The 23,086-nt window shown below is 44.3% G+C and carries 21 protein-coding genes; 8 read left to right on the top strand and 13 right to left on the bottom strand.

The window, feature by feature from the left end:
• Positions 1 to 229 precede the first annotated feature (229 nt).
• The 10 genes from G460_RS0116225 to G460_RS0116270 all read right to left on the bottom strand — a co-directional run bounded on the left by G460_RS0116225 (position 230) and on the right by G460_RS0116270 (position 8,712).
• Entirely contained in the window at positions 230 to 2,011 is a 1,782-nt protein-coding gene (locus G460_RS0116225) for a glycoside hydrolase family 15 protein (RefSeq protein WP_026956351.1), read from the bottom strand.
• 113 nt (positions 2,012 to 2,124) lie between these two features.
• Positions 2,125 to 3,213 (bottom strand): BF3164 family lipoprotein, encoded by a 1,089-nt coding sequence (locus tag G460_RS0116230; RefSeq protein WP_026956352.1) that lies wholly within the window; start codon positions 3,211 to 3,213, stop codon positions 2,125 to 2,127.
• A gap of 174 nt (positions 3,214 to 3,387) precedes the next feature.
• Positions 3,388 to 3,918, bottom strand: coding sequence for a TlpA family protein disulfide reductase (locus G460_RS0116235; RefSeq protein WP_157366946.1), 531 nt, complete (start codon positions 3,916 to 3,918; stop codon positions 3,388 to 3,390).
• A complete protein-coding gene (locus tag G460_RS0116240) occupies positions 3,911 to 4,987 on the bottom strand; it encodes a 6-bladed beta-propeller (protein ID WP_342667614.1) in 1,077 nt (358 codons plus the stop codon). The genes G460_RS0116235 and G460_RS0116240 overlap by 8 nt, the downstream gene beginning before the upstream one ends.
• 77 nt (positions 4,988 to 5,064) lie before the next feature.
• A complete protein-coding gene (locus G460_RS0116245; RefSeq protein WP_026956355.1) occupies positions 5,065 to 6,204 on the bottom strand; it encodes a 6-bladed beta-propeller in 1,140 nt (379 codons plus the stop codon).
• A gap of 109 nt (positions 6,205 to 6,313) precedes the next feature.
• Entirely contained in the window at positions 6,314 to 6,595 is a 282-nt protein-coding gene (locus tag G460_RS0116250; RefSeq protein WP_026956356.1) for a hypothetical protein, read from the bottom strand.
• Positions 6,596 to 6,684: 89 nt separating this feature from the next.
• Complete coding sequence (gene nadD, locus G460_RS0116255; RefSeq protein WP_026956357.1) at positions 6,685 to 7,251, bottom strand: nicotinate (nicotinamide) nucleotide adenylyltransferase; 567 nt, start codon at positions 7,249 to 7,251, stop codon at positions 6,685 to 6,687.
• Positions 7,252 to 7,254: 3 nt separating this feature from the next.
• Positions 7,255 to 7,827 carry a guanylate kinase gene (gene gmk / locus G460_RS0116260; RefSeq protein WP_026956358.1) on the bottom strand — a complete coding sequence of 191 codons (573 nt, stop codon included), beginning with the start codon at positions 7,825 to 7,827 and terminating at the stop codon, positions 7,255 to 7,257.
• Between the two features lie 5 nt (positions 7,828 to 7,832).
• The gene (locus tag G460_RS0116265) at positions 7,833 to 8,105 is read right to left on the bottom strand and encodes an anti-sigma factor (protein WP_026956359.1); all 273 of its coding nucleotides are present in this window, start codon (positions 8,103 to 8,105) and stop codon (positions 7,833 to 7,835) included.
• Between the two features lie 13 nt (positions 8,106 to 8,118).
• Positions 8,119 to 8,712, bottom strand: coding sequence for a sigma-70 family RNA polymerase sigma factor (locus tag G460_RS0116270; protein ID WP_026956360.1), 594 nt, complete (start codon positions 8,710 to 8,712; stop codon positions 8,119 to 8,121).
• Positions 8,713 to 8,829: 117 nt separating this feature from the next.
• Here G460_RS0116270 and G460_RS0116275 point away from each other — a divergent pair, with 117 nt between their 5' ends.
• The 8 genes from G460_RS0116275 to G460_RS0116310 all read left to right on the top strand — a co-directional run bounded on the left by G460_RS0116275 (position 8,830) and on the right by G460_RS0116310 (position 18,549).
• Positions 8,830 to 9,666, top strand: coding sequence for a lysophospholipid acyltransferase family protein (locus G460_RS0116275; RefSeq protein WP_026956361.1), 837 nt, complete (start codon positions 8,830 to 8,832; stop codon positions 9,664 to 9,666).
• Positions 9,667 to 9,814: 148 nt separating this feature from the next.
• Positions 9,815 to 12,085, top strand: a complete 2,271-nt coding sequence (locus G460_RS0116280; protein ID WP_026956362.1) for an ATP-dependent helicase — start codon at positions 9,815 to 9,817, stop codon at positions 12,083 to 12,085.
• Between the two features lie 65 nt (positions 12,086 to 12,150).
• A complete protein-coding gene (locus G460_RS0116285; RefSeq protein ID WP_026956363.1) occupies positions 12,151 to 12,807 on the top strand; it encodes a DUF4290 domain-containing protein in 657 nt (218 codons plus the stop codon).
• The gene (gene murA / locus G460_RS0116290; protein ID WP_026956364.1) at positions 12,807 to 14,111 is read left to right on the top strand and encodes a UDP-N-acetylglucosamine 1-carboxyvinyltransferase; all 1,305 of its coding nucleotides are present in this window, start codon (positions 12,807 to 12,809) and stop codon (positions 14,109 to 14,111) included. The genes G460_RS0116285 and murA overlap by 1 nt, the downstream gene beginning before the upstream one ends.
• Positions 14,112 to 14,127: 16 nt before the next feature.
• The gene (locus G460_RS0116295; RefSeq protein ID WP_026956365.1) at positions 14,128 to 15,120 is read left to right on the top strand and encodes a glycosyltransferase family 61 protein; all 993 of its coding nucleotides are present in this window, start codon (positions 14,128 to 14,130) and stop codon (positions 15,118 to 15,120) included.
• Positions 15,121 to 15,347: 227 nt separating this feature from the next.
• Positions 15,348 to 17,066, top strand: coding sequence for an IlvD/Edd family dehydratase (locus G460_RS0116300; protein ID WP_026956366.1), 1,719 nt, complete (start codon positions 15,348 to 15,350; stop codon positions 17,064 to 17,066).
• 13 nt (positions 17,067 to 17,079) lie between these two features.
• Positions 17,080 to 17,841 carry an SDR family NAD(P)-dependent oxidoreductase gene (locus tag G460_RS0116305; RefSeq protein ID WP_026956367.1) on the top strand — a complete coding sequence of 254 codons (762 nt, stop codon included), beginning with the start codon at positions 17,080 to 17,082 and terminating at the stop codon, positions 17,839 to 17,841.
• A 66-nt stretch (positions 17,842 to 17,907) separates the two neighbouring features.
• Positions 17,908 to 18,549, top strand: a complete 642-nt coding sequence (locus G460_RS0116310) for a hypothetical protein (protein ID WP_026956368.1) — start codon at positions 17,908 to 17,910, stop codon at positions 18,547 to 18,549.
• A gap of 31 nt (positions 18,550 to 18,580) precedes the next feature.
• Here the strand turns inward: G460_RS0116310 and G460_RS0116315 are convergent, their stop codons facing one another.
• Genes G460_RS0116315 through G460_RS0116325 form a run of 3 tightly spaced genes read right to left on the bottom strand, consistent with a single transcriptional unit; the run spans position 18,581 to position 23,067 of the window.
• Positions 18,581 to 18,811 (bottom strand): hypothetical protein, encoded by a 231-nt coding sequence (locus tag G460_RS0116315; RefSeq protein ID WP_026956369.1) that lies wholly within the window; start codon positions 18,809 to 18,811, stop codon positions 18,581 to 18,583.
• 43 nt (positions 18,812 to 18,854) lie between these two features.
• Positions 18,855 to 22,013 carry an efflux RND transporter permease subunit gene (locus G460_RS0116320; protein WP_026956370.1) on the bottom strand — a complete coding sequence of 1,053 codons (3,159 nt, stop codon included), beginning with the start codon at positions 22,011 to 22,013 and terminating at the stop codon, positions 18,855 to 18,857.
• Between the two features lies 1 nt (position 22,014).
• Positions 22,015 to 23,067, bottom strand: a complete 1,053-nt coding sequence (locus G460_RS0116325) for an efflux RND transporter periplasmic adaptor subunit (protein WP_026956371.1) — start codon at positions 23,065 to 23,067, stop codon at positions 22,015 to 22,017.
• Positions 23,068 to 23,086: the final 19 nt, after the last annotated feature.

Here is a 23,086-nt window from a genome sequence, read left to right on the forward strand (position 1 = left end):
AATATGATCAAATCTAGTCATCTTCTACTGCAAAGACCATGCAATTGGGAAAGGCGGTTGAAATAGGATTTGTGAAATACGATGGAAATAGGCTTCGAGAAATAGAATGGCTTGGAAGATAAGATACACCAGATAGAATGGAGATGAATCTGCGTCTCCGCGCCGTCGTGAGAAAAAATCACTTTCGTTTCTTTGCCTCATTGCGGGAGAAAAATCCCCCGCAAATCCATTACAGGAAGTTCGGCATATCCAGTTTTTTCCCAATTCGGAAGGCTGCATTCATCAGTCCTACATGGGAGTAAGCCTGCGGAAAATTGCCCCATTGGCTGCCCGTAGCCTGATCGACATCTTCTGAAAAGAGATTGAGGTGATTGCAGTATTTGGTCAGAGTTTCAAATCCTTCAATGGCTTCATCAAGCCGATTGACGCAAGCGAGCGCTTCGATATACCAGAAAGCACAGATCAAAAAGGTCGTCTCCGGCACCCCAAAATCATCCATGTGCTTGTAGCGGTAAAAGAGAAAGTCTTTGGCTAAAAGGTCTTCTTCCAGCGCTTTGAGGTGATTATTGGCACGCTCCAGATCATCCCCAAAATAGCCCATCGTGATCAATTGAAGAGTAGAAGCATCCATGTGTTTGGATTCGATGGCTTGCGCATAGGCTTTACGCTCTGGGAGGTAGCATGCCTCTATTTTTCGCTCTGCCTCATCGCGTAGCTCTATAGCCTTTTGATAGAGCAGGTCGTTTTTGAGACGGATTCCGATCTTGGCAGCGGCACATGCTCCTGCCCAATGGAAGAGATAGGTGTAACAATGCTTTTGAGCCAGATTTCTAAACTCCCAAAGGCCGGCATCTTTCTCATCCATGGTCGCTTCGATTTTCTGAAGGAGATTGAGAATAAGTGGTTCGGAATGGCTTTTCTCCGACTCGGTAAAACGCTGATCCGAATAGAGCGGGAGCAAGGAAACAAGTACCTGACCGTAGAGATCATTTTGGATGTGGGTATAGGCTTGATTGCCAAACCGAACAGGCTTATTGCCCAGATAGCCATCGAGATCGGATATTTCCTCTGTCAATAGCGAGTCTCCGGTGATAGAATAGAGCGGTTGATAGCGTCCTTCTGCCGTAGTGGGGAGGTTTTGGATAAATTCGAAATACTTTTCCAACTCTTCGAAGTGCCCCAAGCTATTGAAGCAAGTCAGGGTGTAGTATGTGTCTCTGATCCAGCAATAGCGATAGTCCCAGTTGCGGGTCGAGCCCGGAGACTCGGGTAGAGAGGTGGTGGAGGCTGCTATGATGGCTCCTGTATCTTCGAACTGGTGGATCTTCAGAATCAATGCCGAGCGAAGTACCAGTCGCTGGTGAAAATTGGAAATGCTGGTGGATTTGACCCAGCCCTGCCAGTATTCTCTTGTGGATTGCAGAAAACGCTCCGAAGTGGACTCAATCGGAGCCTCCAGCGGTCGTCCATAGGTGAAGACCAAGTAGACGGCTTTTTGGAGTACAAAGCTTTTTCCTTCGCAAATGTAGCTAAGTGGGGCATTGCTGGTCAGGCGAACTTCCTGATCTATTCCCATGTAGCGGATGTGATTGCTCCCCATGCTTGGAGTCAGTTGCGAGTGTCCCCGATCTGTGACAGGTTGGCATTCGATTTTAATCCTAGGGCTACCTGTCAGAGGCTCTACTTTGCGGATGAGCATCTGGGGCTTGTAGTAGCGGTCGTAGTTTTTGAATCGCGGGGCACAGTCCGTGATCTTGTAGCTATGCTCTCCGTCCCTGATGATGGTCTCGAGGATATTGGTGTTTTCCACATAGTGCTGGGTAGAATCAAACTCTCCAGACTCTGGTAGGATGGTGAATTTCCCTCCTTTTTCGCGGTCCAGCATGCCGCCAAATATAAAATCCGAATCAAACCGTGGCATACAGAGCCAGGAGATATTGCTGTTTTTTTCGATGTGGGCGATGTAGGCACAGTTGCCAATCAAGCCAGAGTCATAGGTGTGTTTGCTCATCTATTGAATACTAGGGTTGGGAAAAAGTAGGCTCTTGGGTCACTAGCAAGAAAGCAAAAAAGGGGAAAGGAAGCAAAATTCCTTTCCCCTAATCCTGGGTTCACCAGTAATCTTTAGTAATCAAACCGGACCAGATTAGGTTCCCGATCTACTGTCACGGCGTAGATGGCTCGGTTTTTTTCATCGACTTCAATCCCATATACAGGATAGTCGAGCTGATACTGATTCAGCAGATTACCTTCATAGTCAAATTCGAAAATCCTGTTGAGATTTTCCGAGTCGCTGAGCTCTCTGTAGGTTTTACCATAAAATAGAGCAAAAAAAGAATCTTTTACAGGAGAAACATCCATGTACCGGGAAGTTGATTCCCTTCCGAAATCTGCCATCTGATATCCGATACTATAGCTAATTTTGAAGTAGGGAATAGTATGTGTCGGACCATAAATCAATTTGCTGGATTCATTTTTTAAATCAATGATTTCAATAAAATCAGCCACCTTGCCAGCAAATACAAAATGCGATTTTGTTGGATCACTCTTTAATGTTCCTTGGAATATAGTGCTGACTAAATTGGCATCTAAATCTTCTTGTTTGTATCCATTGGGTAGCTCTTTGCCTTCGATCATATCCTTCCAGTTTCCGAAAGTGGCCAAGGTGTCTCCAGAAGTAGTCAAATGAAGATACTTGGTCCAGCCATCGACTAAGTTTGCCAAAAGTGTTTGGTCTTGAGCCCACGTAGCACTGGTAATGAAAAACTCCGTTTCTGGAGATCTAAATTCATCTTCGGCAAGGCGATTTGTATCGAGTAAGTCATACTTTGAAAACTTTCTCACTTCCGGATTATAAGCCCATACTTTATTTTTCTCTCCTGCATCTTCTATTTGAGTGATTGTAGTAGTTTCTCCAGGGCCCATGCCGTGGATTCCTTTGGATCGCAGATAGCTTCCCGACTCCAGATCTATGATGTGAAACTTGTTGTCGTATTCGTTTTTTCGCTCGAAAACCACAGCGTATTGATCCTTGAGCATCAGTCCTCTGGGATTGAGGATTTCTGGGATATCGTATTTGACTCCTCTTAGTTGAATGGGAGCCGGAAGATCTTCCTCAGTGAAATAGATGGCACCGTCAGAAGGATCGGAATCGGAACAGGCCCAAAAAGTGAGGGCTAAAAGTAGGGGTAGGGTGGAGCTAATATTTTTCATCTTATAAAAATATAGAAATAAAATCTTAAGTTTTTCGCTGATATATGAAATTATCGTTTGAAAACTAATTTTTATAAATATTAACTTTTAGACTAGCTCCCCCATTGGATTAATTTTTTTCTTCGAAAAGTGAAGGGGGCTAAAACGCAAAATAAATGCTTTCCTAAGGATTCTTCATTCAGATACAATATCAATGGCCTGCATCCCAAAATGTTCCTCCAGTTGACTTGCACGGAGAATTGGGATGCCAAATTCGTACAAATCCAAAACCTCATTGCCTCGAAGGAGAAAGAAAAGAGTGGTTTTATTGTCTAAGGGCACAGTATCTAAATGGTTCACTTCAAAAAATTGGTCTTCTGGATCTAAATAGACTGGGTAGGGAAAATTTCTCTTTTCAAAAAAAGACTGAATCTGCTCAGGGCTTCTTTCTGCATCTTTCCCTTTGCCTCCCAAATAGATGACTAAGGATAAATCAGGATAGGAATCCGCAAATTCTTGCCAATCGACAATATTGTCCGAGAAGATGTAAAGAGATCTTTCCGTAATATTCAAATAGCTAATCACCTTTGCCTCACAAGCTGAACAGGGTCGATTCCCAGGATGGATCAGCTCCAAGTTTTCTGGGAATATCATTTCCTCTGTTTTGCTATTGCAGCCAAAGGTGGAAAAGCATAGGATAAAAAGACAAACTATTATTCTATTCATTAAATCGAATTTTTGCTTTGATAATGACAGGGTAGTCAAATTCCTGTTGTGGTATTTCCATTTGTATTTTATCCAAATCGGATTTTGGGAGGCCATCCAATATCACAGATCGATAGGTCAAAAAAAGCAGCTCACCATCTTCTACTCCAATTGGATAATGATAGAGCATATCATCTGTCAGATTGCTGGATAATTTGACAGTTTTTCCAGTGGATTTTTCTATTATCACCACTTCTTTAAAAATGCCTTCAGGTTTTTGGAAGTGGACACTCAGAAGTCTCAAGGTTTCATCTTCAAAGACACCATGTAGGTTTGCAAATCCAGATTCACTCATTTTTCCAAAACTATCCATGATATCCTCTTGCCAGAAATAAGCAGGTATAGAATATCGTCCAAAATCCAATTGGGCTACGCTCTCCAAGCTGTCATTTTGGAACTGGTAAACATAAGGCTGAAAGGACTCAATGACATACAAGTTATTTTGGTTTTGGAAAAAATTGCGCTCAGTCATCGGTAGGAGGTTGTTTGTATAGGTGTTTTCCAAAAAAGAGGAGATTATATTTCCTTTAGGATCGGTCTTAGCTAAGCGAAACTTGGTAAAAGGCAAATTGTAGCTCCCATAAAGTAAGTATTCACCTGAAGGATTTGTAGTAAATGAACTGGCCAAATAATTGATTTGGAATACTTGGTCTATTTCTCGCAAGGGAGAAATTTTATAGATAGTTGCTTGATCTCCGATTCCTGAAAGGATCTTGGTGCTGCCATCGGCATTGATAAAAAAATCATCCAGCTTTCTAAGTTTTTCAGGACCATCTCCAATAGGAGCGATGATTCCCAAATGGTCGCCAATTCCGTTGAATTGATGAATCCCATCTTTCGAATTTTCGTCCATCAAATAATAAGAGGATTTGTCAACTCTGACTCGAATGTATGTACCCATCAGGTTTTCGGCATTCGTCTGGAGAGGGGATGCTTTTTGAATGGAAAGGCTCCCTTTTTCTAGGGTTTTAGATACTCTAAGATGATAATTGTAGACGTTTTCTTTTCTGGAGTGGCGCAGGAAAAACAGCTAAGAAAAAACAAGGAATAAATTTCAAGGAATTTGGAATAATGATAAACTAAAAATTACTCGCTTTCAACAAAGTATTAGTCAGAATTTTTTCGCTTTAAATCCAAACTAAACTCTAGAAGAAAAACTTCTGTCAATGGATTTGCTATTATTGCTTTTTGAAGTTCTGAACCTTCAAAATTTGGATGTTCTTGGTTGACTTGTTCTTTGATGATACTTGCCAGAAATTTTGCATTGGAGACTCCTTTTGCTATTGGAAAGCCAACCTCGTAATCAAAACTTAAATCGTTTACCAGATTTTCAGATTGAATTGAAATATTTTTTTCTTCTGAAAACAAAGCAAAGTAGGATTTGTTCGAGTAGAAATAAAAAAGAATAGTTTGTTTACCTGTACTTTCAAATACCGAAAACATGGATGGCTGATTCCTGAGACTTTCACGAAATTGGTTAAAACCGTCCAGATCCATTACGAAATCTGTGTTTTTTGGACTTTGGATTCCTTTGCCTTGAAATGCTAGAGTGTCTAATGGATTTAATTCTCCCTGCTCTACTTGGTAGAAAACCGGTTCAAAACTGGAATGAAAGATGGTCCTGTCATCACTATGAAGTTTATGAAAGGGGTTGAGAGGCTTCATTAAGTAAGCGATTGAATGGGGCAGGTGGCTGGAAATTACTTTTCCGCTTTTATTAAAAAATACAAGCTCATTATCTTGCCCTCCTCCAGTCAATGCCACAAAACCGGTTTTGGTTTTCGCAAATCGTTGGGTTAGGACCTCCAAGCGGATAGGATCCTCGATTTCGAATGTTTTTTCCCAATAAGACAGCGGGATCACCTTTCTGCCTATTCCGTCCAAAACATAGATTTGATTTCCTTCTACCCAAAAATCATCCACCTCTTTAACCTCATAGGGTCCTTCGCCTTTACGAATAGGAACTTCCAATGTTTCCCCTGAAGCTCTATCAAAAGCAAAGAGAGATTGAGAAAAGTTGAAATCGCCAATTAAAATTAAATCATCAGTAACTGATATTTTGTCTGCCTCGTATGGCAAATTACCGAGATCGCCAATCAAAGGGGTAATCGTTACATCTTTAACAAGGCTTGAAACTTTTCGAACTTCACCAGTTTCGGGAGGAATGTCTAAATATCCACTCTTATGAGGTGATTGATTGCAGTTTGTAAGGAAGAACACAATCAGCAATTTTGAGATCTTTTTCATAATTTTCTTAATGGTCAAAAATAAGTTTCACCCTAAGCTATAACTAAAAAGTTGAAGCTCTTTGAAAGAAAAATGGCTGCTTTTTAATGAAAAAGCAGCCGAAAGATTCTTAACAGGCTGTAGATTGCCCACATTTGCAATCCAAACCAGTACCATTTTGATGACAAACTTGTCTTGAATTACCTGTAAGAATAGCACCAGCTATCCCACCTGCTTGAGGCCCTAATCTACAAGGTATAATTTCAACTTTACATTTAAATCCAATCGCTTTCGTTTCAAAAGCAATCCCTGTTAGCAAAGTGGTCATAAATAAGGCCACATAAATCATTGATTTTTTCATAAAAAAAGGTTTTAAAATTTGAAAAGTTTCTGGCCAAAAAACAGCTTTCATTCGAAAACTACTTAAAGTTATTTCTTTTGAATAAATAATCAAATAAGACTATAAATAAATGTTTTTTAGATAGTTAGGCTTCTGGTAGTCTAAGAATACAACTTCTTATCCCTGATATACTCTTCCACCTTCTCTGGAAGTAGGTAGCGGACAGATTTGTCTTCTTGGATAGATGTCCGGATAAAAGTGGCCGAAATATCCAGTAATGGCGCATCGATCTCATGGAATGCCGGATGATCAAAGCTCAGCTTCTCACCGGGACGGGGATAGACATAGATCTGATACTGCTCCAGAATCTGCTCGTAGTTTTTCCACTTTTTGAACTGCTTCAGATTGTCCGAACCGAGGAAAATGCTGAACTCATGCTGGGGATACTGCTCACTGAGATAGGTCAGCGTATCGATGGTGTAGCTGGGACGGGGCATGTGAAATTCCACATCGCTGGCCCGGAAGTGGAAATTGGCTTCGATGGCCAGCTCGACCATTTTCAGCCGATCAAACTCATGGATCAGCGATTTCCGCTTTTTGAGGGGGTTCTGAGGACTGACGACAAACCACACCTCATCTAGTGCGGAGCGATCATAGATCGTATTGGCGATGATCAAATGGCCGATGTGGATGGGATTGAAGCTCCCAAAAAAGAGTCCGACCTTCACTGCTTAAGAGGCTATGAATTCGCTGACCAGCTTTTCGGCCTCGGCAGAGGATACGCCAAAGTCATCATTGACGATGCTGACATCAAACTGTGGTTCGAATTTCATTTCAAATTCGGCCTTGAATATCCTGCGGGAGAGAGATTCCTCAGATTCGGTGCCACGGTCATTCAGGCGCGTTTTGAGTACTTCCAGAGAGGGTACTTTGACAAAGATGGCCAAAGCCTGATCTCCGAAGTATTTTTTCAGTGCCAATCCCCCTTTGACATCGACATCAAAGATGACTGTCTTGCCAGAATCCCAGATGCGCTGGATTTCTTCTTTGAGCGTGCCATAGAAGTTGCCCGCGTAGACTTCCTCCCACTCGATGAAGTCGTCATTGTCGATGTGCTGCTTGAATTGCTCCTGGGTCAAAAAATAGTAGTCTTTGCCATGGACTTCATGGCGGCCCCGCTTGTCCCGGGTACAGGCGGAGATAGAAAATCCCAGATTGGGGATGTGCTGGATCAGATGCTTCACAAGTGAAGTTTTTCCTGATCCTGACGGCGCAGAAAAAATAATGGCTTTGCCTTGGGTCATGGGCTTTACTTGGCTTCTTGTATTTTTTCGCGGATAGTTTTGGCGAGCTCTTGCGGTACAGCTTGCTTGGTGCATTTGTTTTTGAGTACCTCACGGATCGCCTGTTCTAGATGGAAATGCTCAAAGCATGGCTGACATTTAGCCAGTTTCTCCTTGAGAACCTCCTTGCCTGGATTTCCCAATTCTCCATCGAGTATGCTTTCTAGTAGCTCAAAACACTTGCTGGTGTCATCACACCTCAGCTTTCGCGCACCGGATTTTTCTTCATTCATGTCCATGCGTTTATGATAATTATTCCTCCTCGTCTGTCTTATAGCCCATGTGTTGGGCATATCCTTTTAGTTTTTCTTTGAGCAGATTTCTTGCTCTGTGTAGTCTGGACCTGACGGTACCGATGGGGATGTCCAGGATCTTGGCCATCTCCTCATAGGTGAATCCCTCCAAGTCGCAGAGTATGATCACCGTACGAAAATCCACCGCCAGACTATTGAGTGCATTGCTGATCTCGTCTCCGAGCATGTCTTTGACAGATTCGGCTCTCAGATCAGTAGTCCCTTGGAAGTCAACATCATCAGAGTTGTAATAAGTTTCAACTTCCTGATAATCTACTTTCGCAGGCTGTTTGCTTTTCTTCCGATATTCGTTGATAAAGCTGTTTTTCAGAATGCGAAACAGCCAGGCTTTGGCGTTGGTTCCCTGCTCAAATGAATTGATAAAGCGATAGGATTTCAGGTAGGTGTCTTGCACCAGGTCTTTGGCATCGTCCTCATCAAAGGTGAGTCGGTAGGCAAAGTTGTACATAGAGTCTATGTGTGGCATAAACTCCCCATCGAAGATGGAGTTTTTCTCTTCTTGAGAATATTTTCTGCGCTGTACTTCCGACATAAGTTTCAAAAGTAATGATCTGCTTAATTTATAACTAGGAAAGGGGGAGATTTCCCTGCTTTTCCTTTATTTTGTCCTGTCGAAAGGCCTTGATTGCCTCCATCCCAACGATTTTCTATGCTTTTCTTTCGGTTGCTATCCAGACTGCCTCTTTCCTTGCTATATCTGATCAGTGATTTCCTATATCTGATCGCTCGGTATGTGATTCGCTATCGCAAAAAGGTCATCGATGAAAATCTGGCTTTTGCCTTTCCGGAACTCAACGAAGCAGAGCGAAAAAAGATCCGAAATCGCTTTTATCGCAATTTTACTGACACATTTGCCGAAACTATCAAAATGCTGACAATTTCGGAGCAGGAATTGCGACAGAGATTTCAGGTGGTCAATCAGGAAATCATCGATGCGGAAATCCACAGTGGGAAAAGTGCCCTGATGATGGCCGGTCATGTTTTCAATTGGGAAATGGCTATTTTGGGAGTAGCGCTGCATACCCATGTGACTGCAGAGACAGTCTATCTCAAATTAAACAATCCCTTTTTTGAAAAGCTGATGTTGAGCATTCGCACGCATTTTGGAGGATTGATGACAGAGAAGCGTGACTTTCGCAGAAGCATGATCACGATGCGGTCTGAGCCGAGGATTGTCCATCTGGCGGCAGACCAGCGGCCTCCCAAAAAGGAAAAACGCTACCTCCGGGAGTTTATGAATAGACCAGCCTATTTCTTTGAGGGTGGGGAATTTCTGGCCAAGCGGATGCAGTTGCCTGTCTTTTTTGGCTTTATGACCAAAATCAAAAGAGGGCATTATCGCTTTGAGTTTACCAAAATGGCAGAGCCTCCTTATGACCAAGAGCAGCCCAATAGCATCATCGATAGATTTTGTGAAAAGCTGGAGGAAAATATCAAAGCTCAGCCCGATCTCTACCTGTGGAGTCACAAGCGCTGGAGAGTCTGATCACTGGTCAGTCAATTTGGAATGGAATAGGTCCTGTTGGACTATAGCAGCCTCCAAGCCTGCCGTCTGCTACCAGACGCAAAATATACATCTCGTACCTTGATGTGAAAGTCTAGATACTTGGTTCAAAAATCTTGATACTGATTACATGGATTACCTAGAAGAACTCAACCCGCCCCAGCGGGAAGCTGTAGAACATACCGATGGTCCGGTGATGATTATTGCAGGTGCTGGATCCGGCAAAACCCGGGTACTGACCTACAGGATCGCCCATCTTATTTTTGCCAAAGGGATAGATCCATTTCAGATATTGTCCCTGACTTTTACCAACAAAGCCGCTGCAGAGATGAAGCACCGGATCGAGGCGTTGGTAGGTCTGGAAGCCCGAAATACCTGGATGGGTACTTTTCACTCTGTATTTGCCAAAATTCTCAGAGTCGAAGCGGAGAAGATCGGCTATCCGTCCAATTTTACAATCTATGATACAGATGACTCCAAGTCACTCATCAGGACGATCGTCAAAGAAATGCGACTGGATGATAAAATATACAAGCAAGGGGTAGTGCTATCCCGCATCTCCGGAGCTAAAAACCGACTGATTTCATGGCAGGCCTATCAGGCAGATACCTTTGTCAAAGCAGACGATGAGGCGGCCATGAAACCTAAGATGGGTGAGATCTATCAAAAATATCAAGAGCGGCTTTTCAAAGCCGGAGCAATGGATTTTGATGATTTGCTCTTCAATACCAACGTGCTCTTTCGCGATCATCTCGATGTGCTGAATAAATATCAACAGCGCTTCAAATACGTGATGGTGGATGAGTTTCAGGATACCAACCTGTCTCAATACCTCATCACCAAAAAACTGGCCGCAGTCCATCAAAATATCTGCGTAGTAGGTGATGATGCGCAGAGTATCTATGCTTTCCGCGGAGCGGATATCCAGAATATCCTCAATTTCGAAAAAGACTACCCGGATCTCATGGTGGTCAAGCTGGAGCAAAACTACCGCTCAACCAAAAATATCGTAGAAGCTGCCAATTCCATCATTGACAAAAACCAAGCGCAGCTCAAGAAAACCGTATGGACATCCAATCCAGATGGAGACTTGATCGAGCTTGTCAAAGCCTCTTCGGACGGAGAGGAAGGGAGAGTAGTGGCAACTACGATTTTTGAGGAGAAAAATCAAAAAAAGCTTCAAAACAGTGATTTTGCAATACTCTATCGGACCAACTCCCAGTCTCGAGCCATAGAGGAAGCGCTGCGCAAAATGAACCTGACCTATAAGATCGTAGGGGGCTTGTCCTTTTACCAAAGGAAGGAGATCAAAGATCTGATGGCTTACATGCGATTCACGGTCAATCCAGTGGACGAGGAAGCTTTCAAGCGGGTCATCAACTATCCCAAGCGTGGCATAGGGGATACTTCTGTAGAGAAAATTCTCGTGGCAGCTTACGATCATGATGTACCGCTCTGGGAAGTGGTGCAAAATTCCCACAGTTTTCTTTCTGGAAGAGCTGCCAGCTCAGTGCAGGATTTTGCGACCATGATCAAGTCCTTTCAGATAGAAGTCGAGCGCAAGGATGCGTTTGAAGCAGCGAGCTCTATCGCCAAACAAAGTGGACTACTCAGGGAGCTTTATGAAGACAAAACCATCGAGGGACTCAATCGCTATGAAAACGTTCAAGAATTGCTCAATGCCATCAAAGAATATGTGGACAATGAGGATAACGAAGACAAAAGTCTAGGAGCCTTTCTGCAGGAAATCGCACTACTCACCGATAATGACCGGGATAAGGATACCACAGATGCCATCACACTGATGACCATTCACTCCTCCAAAGGGCTGGAGTTTAATCAGGTCTTTGTCGTAGGGCTGGAGGAGGATTTGTTTCCATCCCAGATGATGATGCAGAGTCGAGAGGATCTGGAGGAAGAGAGAAGGCTTTTCTATGTGGCGACGACCCGCGCGATGCGCAAGTTATACTTAACCTATGCTTTGACACGTTATCGTTTTGGTCGCTTACTCAATTGTGAGCCCAGTCGTTTTTTGGAAGAGATCAATCCCGATTGTATCAAAATCAGTAAAAAGCGTGCAAGTCGGGATATGCCTGGAGCCATGCGGCGAGAGGGATTGCCGGGGACCAGCAGCGAGAGGCCGGGATTCATCGGGATCAAAAAGAAACCAGAAACCCGTGTGCCTACGCAGATGAAAATCCATACGCCAAGTCCGGATTTCAAACCTAGCAATACCAATCAGTTGCAGGCTGAGCAGCTGGTGGAGCATCCCAAATTTGGCTTTGGGAAAGTGCAAAAGATTGAGGTAGAAGGCCTTAATCGGAAAGCGATTATTCAGTTTGAGCATTTTGGTGAAAAGACTTTATTACTTAGCTTTGCGAAGCTCAGAATTATTGACTAATCACCTGCCTTCCTGCCTTTTGGTGAATTTTTATTACCTTTTATCAGGCAATTTTGGAAGGGATCATGGAGCAGATAAAACAGGAAAAACAACATCTCATTTTGAAAGAATACGGAAAGAATATTCAAGGCCTCGTAGAGCACCTATGTGGCATTGAAGACCGACAAAAGCGCACTGCCAGTGCGCAGACGGTGATCGATATCATCAAGCAACTCAACCCATCTCTCAGACAGGAAAATGACCAGAAACTCTGGGACGATCTCCACATCATGTCTGACTTCAAACTCGATGTAGATGGACCTTTCCCTATGCCCGAAAAGGAGCTTTTGGGTAAAAAACCGCAGGCTATCGGCTATCCCAAAGGAGAGGTGAAATTCAAACACTACGGGAGAAACATTGAAAAACTCATCGAGAAAGCCATCGAGATCGAGAATGATGAGGAGCAAGAAGCAGCGGTGATCTACATCGGTCAGCTGATGAGAAGCTTTCACTCGACCTGGAACAGAGACAATTTTGATGATGGCATCATCCTAGACGATATCAAGACACTTTCCAAAGGAAAGCTTCATATCGATCTGGAAAAAGTAAAAGAAAACGGACTTTTTGAATCCAACACCCGAAGAGATTTCAAGGTGCCTATGCAGGAGGAAAACAACTCCAAAGGAAAGCGTGGCAACAATAATCGAAGAAGAAACGGAGGGCATAAAAAACGCAGAAATTAATGGCATCTTTTCGAGTAAGAGGAGGGCATGCGCTGAAGGGAGAGATCATCCCCCAGGGCGCTAAAAATGAAGCTCTCCAGATTCTTTGTGCGGTACTTTTGACTTCAGAAAAAGTAACAATCAACAAAATCCCTAACATCCGTGACGTCAATAAGCTGATCGAACTATTGGGAGATATGGGAGTCAAAGTGACCAAATTGGGTCCAGAATCCTACTCTTTCCAGTCGGACGATGTCAATTTGGATTACTTGGAGACTGAGGAGTTTTTGACCAAAGCATCTGCCCTGAGAGGTTCCGTGATGATTTTGGGGCCTTTATTGACTCGATTTGGTACAGGCAAATTGTCCAAACCAGGAGGAGATAAAATCGGCCGAAGAAGAATGGATACCCACTTTTTTGGTTTTCAAAAACTGGGTGCAAAATTCCGATATGATGCTGAAAATGAGATTTTTCACATCGATGGCAAAAATCTGAAAGGCACCTACATGCTATTGGATGAGGCCTCTGTGACCGGCACCGCCAATATCGTGATGGCAGCTGTCATGGCAGAGGGCAAAACCACTATCTACAATGCCGCTTGCGAACCTTACTTGCAGCAATTGTGCGACATGCTCAACCGCATGGGCGCCAAGATTTCTGGGGTAGGCTCTAATCTCCTCACAATTGAGGGAGTAGAGAAACTAGGTGGTACCGAGCATACCATGCTTCCAGATATGATCGAGATTGGTTCATTTATCGGGATGGCAGCTATGACACAGTCAGAGATCACGATCAAGGATTGTCAGATTCACCGATTGGGGATTATCCCTGAGACCTTTCGCAGGATGGGGATTCAGTTGGAGTTTCGGGGAGACGATATCTTTATTCCAGCCCAAAAGCACTACGAAATTGAGACCTTTATCGATGGGTCCATCTTGACTGTTGCCGATCAGATATGGCCGGGATTCACGCCTGATTTGCTATCGATCGTCTTGGTGACCGCTACGCAAGCCAAAGGAACCGTTTTGGTGCATCAGAAGATGTTTGAATCCAGATTGTTCTTCGTAGATAAACTGATCGACATGGGAGCTCAGATCATTCTGTGTGACCCGCATCGGGCTACGGTGATCGGATTGGATAGAAAATACCCACTCAAAGGTATCCGTATGACTTCACCGGATATTCGGGCCGGAGTGGCTTTGCTAATAGCAGCGATGTCTGCCAATGGCACTTCGATAATTGATAATATCGAGCAAATCGATCGAGGCTATCAGCACATCGATGCCCGACTCAATGCTTTAGGAGCGGATATCGAGCGTCTATAATTTTAATTTTAGTGAAATGGACCCTAAGGAAATGGTCGAAACGATAGAGGTTACCAGAGTTTTTCCGGAAAATATGACTCCGGATCATCAGCCTCTATTTGAAAATTCCCTTTCTGCCACTTTCACCAAATTACCAGAATGGGTCCTGGAGGATGTTTTTGTCCTTCAGGATACAGTTTTCTCACCCAAAGAGCTGAGTTTTTTTGCAGATCACACCCATGTCAATGGACTGGGAATTCTTCCTCTTGGAAAGAGAGTGGTCAATTGTGCTCTCAAAAAATGGAGATCGGTGGATCATGCCATCTGGATCAAGGATGAATGGAGCGCCAACTATTTCCACTGGATGACAGATTGCCTTCCTAGGATCTGGTCAGGTTTGGAAAAAGGAGTCTCTGATCGGGTGCTGCTTCATCAGTCGTATAAGATGTTGCCATATGTGCAGCAAAGTTTGAAACTGATCGGTATCAAGCCGATTTATTATGCCTCAGATGAAAACCTGAAAGTGAAAAAGCTGGTGCTGACATCTAGGACAGCCGAGTTTCCACATTTCAATATTCCATGGACTTTAAAGACTCGGGACAAGCTGGCACTTCTCAATGGCAAGGCACCCCACAAGAAAGTCTACATCAGCCGAAGCCTTGCTCCTAAAAGGAAAGTACTCAATGAACTGGAAGTAGAGTTGCTTCTTCGTAAAAGAGGCTTTGAGATCCTGCATGCGGAGAAGCTCAGCGTCAAGCAACAAATAGAGCTGATGGCGCAAACCAAGTTGTTTGTTTCGCTTCATGGTGCTGCTTTGACCAATATGCTATTTATGCATCCGGGACAATCTGTCTTGGAGTTTCGAAATCAGGGAGATGACGTGACACAGTGTTATTTTAATCTGGCCAATGCCTTGGGGTTGAGATATTATTATACCTTGAATCAAGGCAGTGAAAAGAATACTATTTTGGCGGATTTCACGGTAGATCTTGAAGCCTTAGAAGAGACACTAGATCAGATTCTTAATTAAAATCACCTGGGTTTTTCCGTACACAAGTTTTTTTGGATACCAGACTTTCTAGCCAGTTTTATCATTGCAGGGATTGGAGTCAGTACATGGGTTCATTTTCTGCAAACTCCCGTTTCCCGTTTTTAGTCTTCCATCTCTTAAACAAGGCGAGTTAAGATGATGGTGCAAAAGCGGATATCCATATTATTTTTTATATTTTCCAATCCTATCTCAAATCCAATAAACCCATGACTAAAAAGAAACTCAGGAGCCAGGAATGGTACGGCCGAACTGGCAAGGATGGCTTCATCTATCGATCTTGGATGAAGAATCAAGGACTTCCACATCACTTATTCGAAGGGGAGAAGCCAGTGATCGGTATCTGCAACACTTGGTCTGAATTTACACCCTGCAATGCTCATTTTCGTGAATTGGCAGAATCCCTGAAGCAAGGCATCTGGGAGGCCGGTGGTTTTCCGTTGGAGTTTCCTGTCATGTCATTGGGTGAATGCTCGATCAAGCCTACTGCGATGCTTTTCAGGAATCTGGCTTCCATGGATGTGGAGGAGAGTATTCGCGCCAATCCTATGGATGGAGTAGTCCTTATGTGCGGCTGTGATAAGACGACGCCTTCATTGGTGATGGGAGCCGCATCGGTTGACCTACCTACTTTGGTGCTTTCGGGAGGACCGATGCTGGTGGGAAGATTTAAAGGAAAGAAAATCGGGACATCTGACATTTGGCGGCTGGCGGAAGATTTCAAATTGGGTAAAATATCTCAAGAAGAAATGATAGAAGCAGAAGCTGCTATGTCCCGCTCTCGAGGGCATTGTGCCCCGATGGGTACGGCCTCTACGATGGCTGCCATGGTTGAATCCCTTGGTCTGGCTTTGCCGGACAATGCCACAATTCCTGCGGCAGATTCCAGAAGAAAAGTCATGGCCCACATGGCTGGAATCCGGATTGTAGAGATGGTCAAAGAAGACTTGAAGATGAGCAAAATCCTAACTCGAAAGGCTTTTGAAAATTCAATCATGGTCAATGCCGCCTTGGGAGGTTCAACTAATTTTATACTCCATCTTACTGCGATAGCCAAGCGAATCGGGGTGGCTATCGACTTGACCGACTTCGATCATTTTTCTTCCAAAATTCCACTGTTGGCCAATGTGCAGCCTTCTGGGGAATATTGGGTGGAGGATTTGTTTTATGCAGGAGGGCTTCCTGCAGTGATGAAAGAAATAGAAAATATCCTGCATACAGAAGAACTCACTGTGAACGGGAAAACTCTCGGTGCGAATATCCAAAATGCCGAGTGCTACGACAGAGAGCTGATCGGTACCTTGGAGCGACCTGTCAAGCCGGATTCAGGGATCGCCGTTTTGAAAGGTAACTTGTGTCCTCACGGAGCGGTGATCAAGCCATCTGCTGCGAGTCCGCACTTGCTGACGCATACTGGCAAAGCCATTGTATTTGAGACAATAGATGATTACAAAGCCCGAGTAGACGATCCGGACTTGGATGTAGATGAAAATTCTGTTTTGGTACTGAAAAATGTAGGTCCAAAAGGATATCCTGGTATGCCAGAAGTAGGGAATATGACTTTGCCCCGCAAAATCTTGGAAAAAGGAATCAAAGACATGGTTCGAATTTCTGATGGGAGAATGAGTGGAACCGGATTTGGTACCGTGGTACTTCACGTCTCTCCAGAGTCTGCCATCGGGGGCCCTTTAGCTTTGGTGCAAGAAGGGGATTTGATAGAGTTGAATGTGCCAGAAAGGAAGTTGAATTTGCTTCTGTCTGATGAAGAAATGGAACAGCGAAAAGCTGCGTTTCGGCCTTTAGAGCTTCCCTATGAGCGTGGCTATGTCAATTTGTTTTTGGACAAAGTGAATCAGGCCCATGAAGGAGTTGATTTTGACTTTCTCAAAGGGAGCTCGGGTTCTGAGGTAAAAAGAGATTCACACTAAAAAAAATGCTTTCATGAAACAAGCAAAAGTAGCCATCGTCACCGGAGCGGGACAGGGGATCGGGTTGGAGATAGCGCGTAGCCTATGTGTCGCCGGTTCGCATGTCATCTTGAATGATTTGGAGCAAAGTCTAACTGAAGAAGCGGTGTCCAGCCTCAGCCAAGAAGCGAAAGGCAGAGTGATTGGTTGCTCAGGCGATTCGGCAAAGCCGGAACTGATTCAGGAGATGATGGATCTGGCGATTCGCGAATTTGGCACAGTTGACCAAGTGGTCGCCAATGCTGGAATTACTTTGTTTGGAAGCTTTTTGGACTATTCCATGGAGGACTTTCAGGAAGTGATGCGAGTCAATCAGCTCGGGACATTTCTACTCACGCAGGCGGCTGCACGTATCATGAAAAGTCAGCCAAAGGGTGGTTCCATCCTTTTTACATCTTCTGTGACAGGCCATCAAAGCCATGAAAATCTGGCCGCCTACGCCATGAGCAAAGCAGCTGTGGAGATGCTGGCAAAAAATTTAGTATTGGAGCTGGCACCTTTTGGTATTCGGATCAATGCGATTGCTCCCGGGGCGACACTGACCGAGCGAACTACCTCGGATCCGGATTATGCAGCCACCTGGTCCCGCTTGACTCCTTTAGGAAAAGCGGCAGAAGCCAAGGACATTGCGGAGGCAGCTTATTTCTTGCTTTCTGATGCGGCGAGACATATCACTGGCCAAACCCTGATCGTGGATGGAGGCTGGACCGCTATCAGCCCCTCTCCCTACGATTGATTGAAAATAGGAAGACTCAGAAACAATTTCTAGATTAGATAGTATTGTCTTAAAACCCACACTCTTATGAAAAAACCAATCTTGATTTGTATTGCAGCATGTTTACTTTTTTCCTGCCAAAAGAAGGAAACCCTTCCGGATACTCTGCCTATGAAAGTGGCAAAAGCCTATGGTTTTGACAAAATGGATGAAGTGAATACTATCGCTTACACCTGGAATGTACAGCGTGATTCGGTCAATGTCTTTTCCAGAGATTGGAAATGGAATATCAAAGAGAGAACGGTTTACTACGCAGGAGCGGATACCTCCTATACCTATAGTCTGGATGCTGACTCTTTGCCTGCGGCCGACAAGGGATTTATCAATGATAAATATTGGGCGATGATGCCGTTTCAGCTGGCTTGGGATTCTGGCTATACCTTCGAAACAGAAGAAGATGTGCCGTCACCAATCGCGGGAACTAGTTCTACGAAGTTGACGATCATTTATAATTCGGCAGATGGCTATACGCCGGGCGATGCCTATGATCTTTATCTGGATGAGGAGTACCACATCCTCGAGTGGGTTTTTAGAAGAGGAAATGGTCCGGATGGAAGACCGACGACCTGGGAAAATGAACAGCAGGTTGGGCCTTTACTTTTTGAGACAGAACATAGAAATGCCGAAGGCAATCGGACACTGTGGATTTCAAATATCCAAGTGGAATAAAAAAAGGCCCGAAAATTTCAGGCCTCTTTAATCAACTCATCAACAACTCAATGACATGAGCTGGTGCTTGGACACCAGCAACTTTCTCTTCTTCCAGCTCCTTGTGAAGGGCGTATTCCAGATCATAGATCAGCCCATTGACAAAGATCTTGTCCATGTGAAGGTCGCTCTCAAACGAAGCAAACTTCTTCTTCCCGGTCAGTACGATTCCGTATTGACTGAATACTTGGGAGATTTTTTTTAGTGTGGAATAGTTTTTCATAGCTGTAAAGCGCCTCCGGAAGATCCGGAGGCATTGGTTATTTTTAGACGTAAGCAGCTGCTTCGGATTCGAAGTCCTCTACTTTGGTGTCTTCTAGTTCGATTGTCTTCTTCTCTGCTTTACCGATTTTGGCCATGAAGCGGTCAAATAGGTAATAAATCACCGGTACCACGACTAGGGTCAAAAACATGGAGGATAGCAATCCACCGATAATCACCCAAGCCAGTCCGTTTTTCCATTCGGCACCTGCTCCTCCAGCCAAGGCAATTGGAAGCATACCGATCACCATCGCAAGGGTGGTCATCAAGATCGGTCTGAAACGGATTTTGACAGCTTTCTCCAAGGCATTCTTGACTTCAACTCCAGCTTCTTTCAGCTGATTGGTGAAATCGACCAATAGAATCGCATTTTTAGCTACCAAGCCCATCAGCATGATCAGACCCATGATAGAGAAAATGCTCAAAGTACTTTTGGTCAGGGCCAATGCCAGCAATGATCCGATCAAAGCCATCGGAAGTGAGAACATCACCACCAGCGGATAGACATAGGAGTCATAAAGTGCCACCATGATCAGATAGATCAAGAGGATGGACGCAATCAATGCGATTCCCAAGCTTCCAAAACCCTCAGATTGGTTTTTCAAGTCACCTTCGAAGTTGATCTCAACTTGCTGAGGAAGTTGCATCTCGGCGATTTTGGCTTGAAGCTCGGCTCCCACAGTACCGGATGGAACACCTGCTACCTGCGAAGATACTTTCACTGATCCTACACGGTCTCTTCTCTCCAGCTTCGTCGGACCTTCTGATTGGTTCACCTGAGCAAACTGGTCCAGCTTGATCAATTCACCTTTGTTGTTGAGGAAAGTGATGTTTTGAACGTCGGAGATGTTTTGACGGTCAAATTCGTTGAGGCGAACCTGAATATCATATTCATAGTCTCCATCGGTAAACTTGGAGTCTTCGTTACCATTAAAGGCTACTTGGAGAGTCCCGCCCACTTGGTCCATAGAGAGTCCCAGCTCGTTCATTTTGAATCGGTCCACTTCCACTCGGATTTCAGGGTTACCAGACTCCAGGGAGCTTTCTACTTTTCTGGTGCCGCGGATATTTCTGAGGATATCCTCGATTTTTTCTGCTGTCACTCTCACTGAATCTCTGTCTGGTCCCGAGATGATCGCCTGAATAGGAGCATCCGCGGCAGTACCCATGATTGAGATCGGAACTGAAGTATATTCGGCACCTGGGATATTTTCCTCGAGGTAGTTTTCTACATCTCTGGCAAACTCAGGCCCGGTTTGGGTTCTGTGTTTTTTGTCCACCAGTTTCACCGCAATCTCTGAAGTAAATGGTGAAGACTGTGATCCTGTATATTGTCCACTGGACATCCCTACGGTAGTAAATACCTCCGTAACTTCTGGAAGGGTACGTAGGTAGTTTTCTACTTCCTGTGTTTTGAAGTTAGTCTGCTCAATGGTGGCGTCTTTTGGTAGCTCCATTCGGATTTGGAATTCACCACGGTCACCTTGAGAGACGAATTCACTACCGATCCATCCTCCACCAATCAAGAAGAACGAACCTACGAATAGCAAGAAGGTGATAGCCATCAAAGCGAATTTGTGTCCAAATCCCCATCTCAAGATGCTGACCAACCAATCTACAAATCCATCTAGGCCTCTTTCGAAACCATAAATGATCTTTCCGAAGAAGGAGTCTTTATTGAGATGTTCCAACTTGGAAAATCTCGAAGTAAGCAATGGAATCAGGGTAAATGCCACGAGCAAACTGAAGAGAGTTGCCACAGCTACCGTGATACTAAACTGCTTGATGATCCCCGAGATCAAGCCACCTGTCATCGCCAAAGGCACGAATACCACGATGATCACAAGGGTGATAGACACTACCGTAGCACCGATTTCGCGAATTCCGTCATAAGAGGCCTGAGCGATGGTTTTGCCCATTTCCAAGTGACGATAGATATTTTCGATGACCACAATCGCATCATCGACTAGAATACCGACAACGAGTGAAAGTGCCAGTAGAGACATCAGGTTCAATGTGAAACCAGCCAGCATCATCACAGTGAAGGTCGCTACGATGGAAGCCGGTACTGCGATCATTACGATCACGGCATTTCGGATACTGTGAAGGAATAGCAACATGATCAATGCCACCAAAACAATAGCAATCACCAAGTCCTTGATTACGTCATTGGCTGCCTCAAGAGTAAATTCAGAGCTGTCCTGAGAAATCTGGAACGATAGCCCCTCAGCTGCGTAGCTGTTTTCCAAAAGATTCAATTCATGAATGACGATTTCGGAAACTTCCACAGCATTTGCATCGGATTGCTTTTGGATCGTCAGACCGATTGCTTCATTGTTGTTCAAGCGAGTCAATACATCCTCGTCTTTGTAATCGTCAATGACCTCTGCCAATTCTTTTAATTGAATCGCGGATTCATCCTGTCTATAGGCGATGACGAGGTCTTCGATTTCCTCCACTGTGGCAAACTTACCGGCCAAACGGATCAAGACCTGTCCATCACTGTTTTTCAATCGACCTGTAGGGAAATCAAGGTTACTGGCATTGATTTTCTGTACTACCTGAAGCGGAGAGATGCCATATGCATCCAGTTTATTTCTGTCCAGATTGACTTTGATTTCACGCTCAGTACCACCGAGCATATTGACTTGTGCTACCCCGTTGATTTTGGCGAGGGAAGGCTGGATTTTATTTTTGATCAAATCATAGAAATCCGCCGGATTCAGATTGGAATAGACCGCCATCTGCATGATAGGCATGTCGTCCAAGTCGAATTTGGCCAGACTCGGTGGATCCACGTCATCGGGAAGATCTCCCAGAATAGCGTCGATTTTACGCTGCGCATCTTGAAGCGAAAGATCCACATCGGTTCCTGATTCGAGTTCTATCGTGATGATGGACACACTCTCTTGCGAGATGGAGTTCATGGCTTTGATCCCCTCGAGGGAAGCTACTGCATCTTCGATTTTTTTAGTCACTGAAGTCTCCACTTCCGATGGCGCGGCACCTGGATAGATGGTGGAGATGGTCACCACATTGGTGTCCATTTTTGGCAAAAGCTCGTAAGACAGCTGTGTGTAGGAAAAGATCCCCAGCAATGTCAATACGGTGAAAAGGACGACGACCATGGTCGACCTTTGTATGGATATTTTGGTAATCTGCATCTTACTGTACTTTTACTTGAGTACCTTCTTTTACATTGATCAATCCAGAAGCGATGATTTCATCTCCTTCATTTAGCCCTTTGAGGACTTCTACATTTCCATCTTCCAATGGATTGATTTCTACCGCTTGATAGACGGCTTTGCCATCTTGGATGGTATAGACTCCTGGGTTTTTCAAGCTACCTACGATGGATTTTCTATTGATTGTAAGGACAGTCTCTTCTTGAGAAAACTGGAACTGAGCGGTGCCAAACATCCCCGGTTTGATCAGGTTTTGGTTCGGGCTATTCATCAGTAGAATCACTTCATACTTAAAGGATCCATCTGCTTTATTGGAGATGAAGTCTACCTTTCCGGTGAATTCTTCAGCTTTGATGGCGTTGACCCTGACAGGGATCACGTCTCCTTGTTTTACTTTTGAAATCTCATTTTCGGAGACTTTCACTGTGAGTTTGAGCGGTGCAGTATTGATGATGTCTGCGATCGGCATACCTGGGCTGACCAATGTCCCCATTTCGTAGTAGTCCTCATTGATGAAGCCGGAAATAGGGGCTTTGATCTGCGTGTCGTCCAGTCTTTTTTGAAGGGCAGAAAACTGAGCATCAGCGATTTTGAAGCCGTTTTGTGTTTCTTCCAATTGCTTTTTGGTGATCGCTTCTGTACCGGCAAGATTTTCAAATCTTTTTAAGTCTTTCTCAGCTTGATCTCTGTTTAGCTTGGCGATATTGTAGTCAGAGCGGATCAGACGATCATCTACTTGCACGATGAGGTCACCTTTTTTGACATAGTCACCTTTTTTCTTGTAGATCTTGATGATGGACCCTGAGGTCTCAGACATCAGCTTCAGTTCTTGATTCGGTTCAAATACTCCATTGGACTCGAAGTTTCTATTTACTTTCGAGCCTTTGACTTTTTCGGTAGTCACAGAGATATATTCGCTGGATTTCATGGCCAAATTGGCCTCTTCCTCCAGTTCAGCTTTGTTGTTATAGAGCGTGTAAGCGATGGCTCCGACGCCCAGAAGCATAAATGCTGCGATGAGTAACTTTTTCATATCGATAGGTAGGTTTAGC

Origin of the sequence: Algoriphagus vanfongensis DSM 17529 (assembly GCF_000429465.1) — a bacterium.
Lineage (GTDB): Bacteria > Bacteroidota > Bacteroidia > Cytophagales > Cyclobacteriaceae > Algoriphagus > Algoriphagus vanfongensis.